Origin of the sequence: uncultured Duncaniella sp., assembly GCF_910578445.1 — a bacterium.
GTDB lineage: Bacteria > Bacteroidota > Bacteroidia > Bacteroidales > Muribaculaceae > Duncaniella.
The window spans coordinates 19,262-28,757 of sequence record NZ_CAJTQC010000035.1 but is presented as its reverse complement, the minus strand read 5'-3'; the positions used below and the strand labels follow the sequence as shown (position 1 = coordinate 28,757).

Genomic DNA, 9,496 nt, shown 5'->3' with positions numbered 1-9,496 from the left:
TGATGCCTCTGCACGTTGAGTAGCACTCAAAAATTATTTAGGACAATATTGCATTTACAAACAAAAAGCTACAAAAACACCATGTGTTAACTTATTTTAACTTAACAGTGAGACGATTTTGAGAATTACTTATTAACTTTGCATCATTTAATGTCAGTAGGCTTATAGCTACTATCAAAGCAACGCATAACACAAAGTCAACTAAAAAGTTAGGTTAAATGCGATGAGGGGTCTGTGAAGTTCCCTCATCTTTTTTTATGTTCTTATCTCGGCTTCTAATTCTATTATGTAACCATGACGATTTTTCCCATCGGAAAGTTAATCAATATACTCTTTGAGCTGCATAAAACAGTGTTTATAGCCAAAATGACAAAAGGCCAACAAACGCCCTTTTATTAACAAATTTTAACGAATAGGGGGGGGTAGTATCAAACTTTATTATTATATTTGCAACACTTAAAAGTCAGTAGTTTATAGCTACGACCAAAGCAAAGCAACGCATAACACAAAGTCAACTAAAAAAGTTAGGTTAAATGTGATGAGGGGACTGTGAAGTTCTCTCATTTTTTATATCCCCACGGAAACCGGTTAAGCATCGAAAAAAATTTTTTCTACCTGTATCGATTATTGGGACAATACACACCTAATTTTGCAGAGTAATCAATAATAAAACACACTAATGGAAACTATAACCTCAAATGAATTCCTTAACTCAGTTCTTGAGACAGAGTCATGGAAAAAAGTCTCCGAAAATGAGACTTTGAGTATGGACATGCTGGAAAAGCACAAAGATAATCTTGATTGGAAAGCAGTCAGCAGTAACCAAAACATCTTATGGACGATTGAGGGAGTTAACAAATTCGCTTATCATATTGACTGGGATATTTTCTCCGAATCTTGTCCCGGTAATTTCATCTGTGAGAAAACCCTCCGTATGTTTGAAAACCGATGGAACTGGAAGATATTAAGCAGTTGCGAAGACCTCTACAATACCAATCGGAATCTACTGGAAAAATTCGCGGATAAAATTGACTGGGCGGAGTTGATCAACAATTGGGATATTGAAAATGCAATAGACTTGTTCACCCGCTTTCAGCAATATATTCCAATGGCAAAACTACCGGAATCCTACTTATGGAAGAAGATGGTGACTGAACGAGCCAAAAACATCTTCAGAGAAATAACAGGTCTAAAATAAGACAATTTTCTGCCTGAAAAAAGATAAGGGCTTCATACGTTTAAACAGTTTTTTCGAAGCCCTTATCTTTTTCATTTCGCCTCGCAGAATCGCAGCAATGCAGCAATAAAATTCAGTATTGGCGTGATAAAAATTTACAATCACTGTTATTAAAACAGTAGTATTTATCAAGTACAAGAGCACATTGATTTTTTTGATTTGAAATTGATTTTGGAGATTGGAATCCCCAAAATATAGTCCCTTCTTCATTTGCTTTTTGGCCCGTTGACAGGATGTTTGAATGACGATTCCGGAATGTGAAAACAGTGTTATTCCACGGCGAAAAAAATCGTATCAGATAGTTTTCAACACTGTTTAAAACTATGTTGAAAACTGTAAATAACAAATCAATGACTTTTTAAAGAATAAGCTTGCATATGTTATACAACATCTAATATATGACTTATATCATTTCATCAAAATAAGTTATATTGAATCTGTCAAACGGTTTTCAATACCCTTTTCAACATAAAACGGTTGGAAATGACATGAAAAGTTTTTAACTTTGCACATTATTAACACTATGTTAATAAACTCGGTAAGTAGCCGAAATCATGATAGTTAATATGTAGATAACTATGAACAAAATGTAAGTCAGACATCAATAACCCATAATAGCAAGAAATTGTCTGAAAAGTTATCAAGCTTATTAACATCAACTATACTTACTCTTTGTTAGTTTTTGAAAAAATTTTTTTCCACAAAATAAAACATAGAAATAAATGAATGTTGAAAACGGGTTTGTGGATGTCCCGGTCAAAGCCGGTCTTGACCTCCCCGCCGAAATCAGAAAATTGAAGGAGGAAAAGAATGCGGCAATTCTGGCCCATTACTACACGATTGGAGAAATTCAGGATTTGGCTGATTTCGTCGGCGACTCCCTTGCCCTCGCACGGATTGCCGAGACGCTCGACAATGACATAATCGTTATGTGCGGAGTCCACTTCATGGGAGAGACTGTCAAGATTCTCTGTCCCGGAAAAAAGGTACTGGTCCCGGACCTCAATGCAGGATGTTCGCTTGCCGACAGCTGCCCCGCCGATGAATTTGAAAAGTTTGTCAAAGCACATCCCGATCACACCGTCGTCAGCTATGTCAACACTTCTGCCGCCGTGAAGGCTCACACAGATATAGTCGTCACCTCGGGCAATGCGATGAAGGTTGTTTCGTCGCTTCCGGCCGATGAGAAAATAATCTTCGGGCCTGACCGCAATCTCGGCAATTATATCAATTCGCAGACCGGGCGTGAGATGTTGCTTTGGGACGGTGCGTGTCATGTCCACGAACAGTTCTCTCTCGAAAAGATTCTTGAACTCAAGAAGGAGCATCCGCAGGCAAAGATACTCGTCCACCCGGAATGCCCGAAGCCCATCCGTCTCGTGGCTGACAAGCTCGGCTCGACAGCCGTGTTGCTCGAATATGCGGTCAACGACGATGCCGACGAGTTTATCGTTGCGACCGAGAGCGGCATTCTGCATGAGATGCGCCGCCGCTGTCCGGAGAAGACATTCATCCCGGCTCCGCCCAACGATTCGACCTGTGCCTGCAATGACTGTTCGTTCATGAAGCTCAACACTCTTGAGAAACTCTATAATACTCTTGTTTACGAACAGCCCGAAGTCCACGTCGACGAGAGCATCATTGACGAAGCCCGCAAACCGATCACACGTATGCTTCAGCTAAGCTAATCATTATTCACGCAATCATGGAATACAATCATAAAGACATCGAGTCACGCTGGCAGAACTACTGGCGTGACAATAAGGTCTACAAGACCTCAATTGATCAGTCGCGCCCTAAGTATTATGTGCTCGATATGTTCCCCTACCCTTCAGGCGCAGGTCTGCATGTCGGTCATCCCTTAGGCTACATCGCGTCTGACATCTATTCGCGTTACAAACGTCTCTGTGGATTCAATGTCCTCCACCCTATGGGCTACGATGCCTATGGTCTGCCAGCCGAGCAGTATGCAATCCAGACAGGCCAGCATCCTGAAAAGACCACCACTGAAAATATCGCGCGCTATCGTCAGCAGCTCGACCGCATAGGTTTCTGCTATGACTGGGATCGTGAGGTACGCACTTGTGACCCCAAGTTCTACAAATGGACTCAGTGGGCTTTCATGAAGATGGTCGAAAGCTACTATGACACTGAGCTCAACAAGGCCTGCCCTATTTCATCGCTCGTTGAGCATTTTGAAAAAGAAGGCAGCAAGAACATCCACGCCGCATGCTCAGAGGAACTTGATTTCACCGCCGACCAATGGAAAGCGATGTCTGAAAAGGAGAAGAGCGATGTGCTCATGAACTATCGCATTGCCTATCTCGGCAACACTATGGTCAACTGGTGTCCGCAACTCGGAACAGTTCTTGCAAACGATGAAGTCAGCGAAGGTCTGTCGATTCGTGGCGGATATCCTGTTGAACAGAAGCTGATGTATCAGTGGTGTCTCCGTGTCTCAGCCTACTCACAGCGTCTTCTCGACGGTCTTGACGATCTTGACTGGACCGATTCGCTCAAGGAGACACAGCGCAACTGGATCGGACGCTCCGAAGGCGCGGAAATGCGCTTCCCTATCGTCGGGTCTGACATCGAACTTGAAATCTTCACCACGCGTGCCGACACTGTCTTCGGTGTGACTTTCATGGTCATGGCTCCTGAAAGCGAATATGTCGACAAGGTGACCACACCCGAACAGCGTAAAGCCGTCGATGAATATCTTGAGAGCATCAAGCACAAGACAGAGCGCGAACGCATGATTGACAAGAAGGTTTCCGGTGTGTTTACAGGAAGCTATGCAGTGAACCCGCTTACCGGCAAGGAAATACCCATCTGGGTGAGCGATTATGTGCTTGCTGGCTACGGAACAGGTGCAATCATGGCTGTTCCGGCTCATGACAGCCGTGACTATGCCTTCGCACGTCATTTCGACCTCCCGATCATACCTCTCATCGAGGGCTGCGACGTTTCGGAACAAAGTTTCGAGGCCAAGAGCGGCAAGATGATTAATTCCGCTTCGGCCGACTTCTCGCTCAACGGTCTTGAAGTTCCCGAGGCAATCGCTGCCACAAAGAAATATATCGCAGAGAAGGGAATAGGCAAAGTGAAAGTCAATTACCGTCTGCGCGACGCCATCTTCAGCCGCCAGCGCTACTGGGGCGAGCCTTTCCCTGTATATTATAAGGACGGCATTCCTCATCTGATGGATGAATCAGCGCTTCCTGTCCTTCTTCCTGAAGTGGATAAGTATCTTCCCACGGAAACAGGAGAACCGCCTCTGGGACGCGCTAAAAACTGGGTTACAGCTGACGGATATCCCATCGAGCTTAATACGATGCCCGGTTTTGCAGGTTCGTCGGCCTACTATCTCCGTTACATGGATCCGGACAACAACGAAGCTCTCGTGTCGAAGGAAGCTGATGAATACTGGCGAAACGTAGACCTTTATATCGGAGGTACTGAGCATGCGACAGGCCACCTCATCTATTCGCGTTTCTGGAACAAGTTCCTTTATGACCTCGGCTATGTGGTTGAACCCGAGCCGTTCAAGAAGCTTATCAACCAAGGTATGATTCAGGGCCGCACAAACTTCGTCTACCGCATTAAGGACACCAATACATTTGTTTCGCTCGGCCTTAAGGATCAGTATGACACGACTCCCATACGTGTCGATGTCAACCGCGTCAGCAACGATGTGCTTGACCTCGATGCTTTCCGTGCATGGCGTCCGGAATTCAAGGATGCGGAATTCATACTTGAAGACGGTAAGTATGTCTGTGGATGGGCTGTTGAAAAAATGTCGAAATCTATGTTCAATGTTGTCAATCCCGATGATATCGTGGAGCGTTACGGCGCTGACACATTGCGTCTCTATGAGATGTTCCTCGGCCCGATCGAACAGAGCAAGCCTTGGGATACAAACGGTATCGACGGTGTGAACCGCTTTATAAAGAAGCTGTGGGGACTTTTCTACAAAGGTGATACCTGTCTCGTTGACGACAGCAAAGCTTCGCCTGAGGCGCTCAAAGCAGTCCACAAGCTTATCAAAAAGGTGACCGGCGACATTGAGAACTTCTCATACAACACCTCTGTAGCTGCTTTCATGATATGTGTCAATGAGCTTTCATCGCTCAAATGTCACAGCCGCGAGGTGCTTGAACCGCTTGTAATCCTTCTTGCACCATTCGCTCCCCATGTAGCCGAAGAGCTCTGGCACAGCGCTCTGGGTAATGAAACTACGGTCAACGATGCCAAATGGCCCGTGTGGAATGAGGAATATCTGAAGGAAAACACTGCGAATTATGCCGTTTCTTTCAACGGTAAGGCGCGTTTTACCATTCAGGTTCCTGCCGACATGCCCAAGGATGAAGTCGAAAAACTTGCCCTTTCGCATGAATCCTCGGCCAAGTGGCTCGAAGGAAAGACCATCCGCAAGATAATCGTCGTGCCCAATAAGATTGTAAATATCGTTATCGGATAATGTATATTACCTGACGAAAGACAGATAATATACAAAAGGGTACAAAAATTCAGAAATGCCATAAATTACATACACTTATTATTAGTTTCAGGCTAATAAAAAATATGTAATTTATGGCATTTCTGAATTTTTGTACCCTTTATTTTATTTTGTGTCCTTTATTAACGAGAACCAAAGCACGATTCCCGGAGGGCGGGATATGTATTAGAGTTCCAGAGGATTCCAGCCGTCATTGCCGGCGAGGACTGTCGGAATTGCATAGGGTGTCGGATCGGAGAGCTGACGTGAGTAAGATACGCGTGCCGATGGGTTTGCGCCCTCACCGGTGCTGTTGTATTCGGCATATGTGACAGTCTTTTCGTTGGATTCCTTTCCCCAGTTGTTCCAACCTGCGGGTGAGATGTGCTTGCCGAGCTCACAGTTGATGAATATAGCTTGCGCATAGGGTCTCCAAGGACGCGAGAGGGGAACATTTGTCACATCATTTTCAGCAGTCAGTTTGCAGTCGTGGAACACATAGCCATATTTGCTGTCTTCAGGGGTTGCAGGGGCTGTCACATATCCTTTGCCACGGCTGTGAATCTGACAGCGGTTAAAGACAGCTGTAGCCTTGCCGAAGATAAAGTCGACAGTACCCTCGATATAACAATCTTCGTAGTATTGACGTGTAGGATAGCCGTAGGTGTAAAGAGTGTCCTGACATCCGAGGAAACGGCATTTACGGAAAATAGCACGGTCACCGCTGACGAAACAGGCGACTGCCTGCCCTACAGGGCCGGAAGTGTTTTCGAAAGTGAGATTCTCGGCAATGAAATCAGGGGCATAGATGTAGCATGACGCAGAGCCTGATGTCGATTTCTCCTCGCCGAAACGGTTGGGTTTCGAGGCATAGTCGTCGTAGGTGATGACTGCGCCGTCTTCTCCTACGAGCGTAAGCTGGATTTTACATTCGGGAACGATAAGTTTTTCCTTATAGTTACCCTTTTTGATAAGTATGTTCGTACGGTTTGCTTTGCGGAAATCAGGCACGGCGTTAATCGCTTCCTGTATGGTGGTGAAATCACCGCTGCCATCCTGAGCCACAACGAAATCATATTTGCGTTCGGTTGCAGAGACTGAAAGGATGCTTACGAGAAGCATCAGTAGTGATAATGATTTTCTTAACATGGGGTGAAGTAAGGTTGAAAAATATTGTTTATAAAAGTTATTCGATGCCTTTGAGGAGATCAGGGCGCAGACGGCGTGTCCGTTCGAGGGCCTGTTCGTGCTTCCAGTCGTCAATCTTGGCCTTATGGCCTGACAGGAGTATGTCGGGGACGCGCCATCCGTTGTATTCAGCCGGACGGGTGTAGACCGGCGGAGCGAGCAGATTGTCCTGATAGGAATCGCTCAGTGCGCTCTGTTCGTCGCCGATTGCACCGGGAATCAGACGGATAATGGCATCGGCAATGACCACTGCCGGGATTTCTCCGCCTGTCAGCACATAGTCACCGATAGATATTTCCTTGGTGATGAGGTGCTCGCGGATACGGTAGTCGATTCCTTTGTAGTGACCGCAGAGTATGATTAGATTACGGGAAAGCGAAAGAGAGTTGGCCATCGGCTGGTCGAACTGTTCGCCGTCGGGCGATGTGAAGATGACTTCGTCATAGTCACGTTGCGATTTCAGGTCGGCGATCGCACGGTCGACAGGTTCGATCTGCATCACCATTCCGGCTTCTCCGCCGAAAGGATAGTCGTCGACTTTACGATGTTTGTTTGTGGTGTATTCACGGAGATTGTGGACCACTATTTCAGCCAGACCCTTGTCCTGTGCGCGTTTGAGTATCGAACAGTTAAGGGGAGATTCAATCATCTCAGGCAGTACGGTGAGGATGTCAATTCTCATATTTCAATCTATCGTTTGATTCAGTTTATCTTTGATTTGATGCGCCAAGGAGCGGGATATAGGTTATTGGAGCGATTGCCGATGTTCTTGACAAAGCCAAGCGGACGTTGGCGGTTGGTGAGCAGGACGAATCCGCGCGGAGTTCCGTCGGGCAGTGTGATGGCATCTCCTGAAAGGTAGCTGATGGCTGTCCGGCCGTCGATTTCTACTGTCGGGAAGGCATCTTTACGCAGACACGGGGATAATGCCAGTGATTGCGAAGGGATGAGGTCGCGCCCCTTGACATTGCCTATGAGCACTCCTTCGTGGATGACATCAAGCTCTTTTTTTATTTTGCGGAGAGTGTCGGCATGCAGACGCGGAAAAGCATTGATGCGGTCGTCATCGGCATATATTTCCATCTCGGAGGAGGCTTCGTCCGTCAGCCATGATTTGGCCGACGTGAGTTGCGGTGTGGCCTTGGCGCTTTTTGTCTTGTTTTTACTTTGCTGTCTTTCACCGCGATTTTCACCGGGTTTGCGGAGTATTGCGACAAAAAGACCTTCGCCGCGCAGACGGTGAGGCATGAAACGGTAGCAGCTTGCATCAGTATCTATGCCGCCGGCTATCCCCCATTCGGGGTCAACTTCTATATCGACGCTTTCAGCTCCGAATTCACTGATGATTCTTTCGACCATCTCCTCGTCCTCGCTGCGGTTAAATGTGCATGTGCTGTAAATCATTATTCCGCCGGGCTTCAAGGAAGGCCACAGATTGTTAACGATTTCCCATTGGCGTTCGGCGCATTCGCGTATCAGTCCTGTCGACCATTGCGATATGGCTTCGGCATCTTTTCTCATCATGCCCTCTCCCGAACAGGGAACGTCGGCGATGATGAGGTCGAAGGTGTCTTTCAGCCGACGGAAAGCAGCAGTGTCGCCACGGGTGACGACACACGAGGGATATGACCACTTTATGAGGTTCTCGCGAAGGACGGCGGCTCGCGAAGGGACATATTCGTTGGCTACGATAAGAGATCCGTAGGGAAGTGAGTCAATGACACCTGTGGTCTTACCACCCGGAGCGGCGCATGAATCAAGAACACGGACAGGTGAACCGGCATTTCCGAACAACTTTCCAACTATATGGCCGTGGAACATTGACGATGCTTCCTGCACGTAGTAACATCCCTGATGGAGAGCGGGATCAAACGTAAAGCGCGGGCGTTGGTCGAGATATAGACCGGCATTGCACCAAGGAATCCTGCTTCCTTTGAAGGGGATATCCTCGTCGGTCACATTCTTGCCGGTGTTAAGCCTTACAGACGTGCACGGCTCACCCTCTTCAAGAGCTGTCTTCAGCTCTTCGAGACCGAGGTCGGCGAGCATCGTGAGAAATTGTTCAGGTAGAAGGCGTGAAGGCATACGAAGGTCTTATTTGGTATCTTCTTTTTTATGTTTTCGCAATGGACGGCCTTCGTATGATTCGAATTTCTCAATCCATTCCTCTGATATAGGCATTGAAGTATTGGTCTTTATGTCGAATCCTGCCATAATTGTGCGGCAGGAGCATTTGACCTGATGGTCGGGGACGGAATAGATGCGCTGTTCGAGAGTTATGCTCTTTTCACCGATGGCCACTGCTGCTGTCTCTACGGCTATTTCCTCGTTGAAAAATGTCGGGACACAGAAATTGGCGTTTATATTTACTATCACCACACCCATTTTGCGTATGTCGACTTCCTTATCGCCGTTGACGGCTTTGAAATAGCGGGCCTTTGCGAGATCCATAAAGGTCAGATACACGCTGTTGTTGAGATGGCCAAGCATGTCGATGTCATTGAATCTCATCTGGAGAGGCATGTGGTGTCGGAATGTTTCAATTCCTGCTTCACATCGGTTTGTGCTCATTA

6 protein-coding genes and 1 pseudogene are annotated in these 9,496 nt (G+C 46.6%); 3 read left to right on the top strand and 4 right to left on the bottom strand.

Annotated features, from left to right (window positions below):
- Nucleotides 1-679 precede the first annotated feature (679 nt).
- From QZ311_RS11380 to leuS, 3 genes are all read left to right on the top strand, one after another.
- Entirely contained in the window at nt 680-1,198 is a 519-nt protein-coding gene (locus tag QZ311_RS11380) for a hypothetical protein (protein ID WP_297068063.1), read from the top strand.
- Nucleotides 1,199-1,959: 761 nt separating this feature from the next.
- A complete protein-coding gene (gene nadA / locus QZ311_RS11375; protein ID WP_297068060.1) occupies nt 1,960-2,925 on the top strand; it encodes a quinolinate synthase NadA in 966 nt (321 codons plus the stop codon).
- A 17-nt stretch (nt 2,926-2,942) separates the two neighbouring features.
- Nucleotides 2,943-5,717 carry a leucine--tRNA ligase gene (leuS, locus tag QZ311_RS11370; protein ID WP_297068058.1) on the top strand — a complete coding sequence of 925 codons (2,775 nt, stop codon included), beginning with the start codon at nt 2,943-2,945 and terminating at the stop codon, nt 5,715-5,717.
- Nucleotides 5,718-5,921: 204 nt separating this feature from the next.
- On the opposite strand, the pseudogene QZ311_RS11365 reads toward leuS, so the two are convergent.
- From QZ311_RS11365 to QZ311_RS11350, 4 genes and pseudogenes are all read right to left on the bottom strand, one after another.
- Nucleotides 5,922-6,818: pseudogene (locus tag QZ311_RS11365) on the bottom strand (pectinesterase family protein); the annotation flags it as partial.
- A gap of 103 nt (nt 6,819-6,921) precedes the next feature.
- Nucleotides 6,922-7,605, bottom strand: coding sequence for a tRNA (guanosine(37)-N1)-methyltransferase TrmD (gene trmD, locus QZ311_RS11360; protein WP_297068054.1), 684 nt, complete (start codon nt 7,603-7,605; stop codon nt 6,922-6,924).
- Between the two features lie 20 nt (nt 7,606-7,625).
- Nucleotides 7,626-9,008 carry an rRNA cytosine-C5-methyltransferase gene (locus QZ311_RS11355; RefSeq protein ID WP_297068050.1) on the bottom strand — a complete coding sequence of 461 codons (1,383 nt, stop codon included), beginning with the start codon at nt 9,006-9,008 and terminating at the stop codon, nt 7,626-7,628.
- 9 nt (nt 9,009-9,017) lie between these two features.
- Nucleotides 9,018-9,494 carry a thioesterase family protein gene (locus QZ311_RS11350; protein ID WP_297068047.1) on the bottom strand — a complete coding sequence of 159 codons (477 nt, stop codon included), beginning with the start codon at nt 9,492-9,494 and terminating at the stop codon, nt 9,018-9,020.
- Nucleotides 9,495-9,496 lie beyond the last annotated feature (2 nt).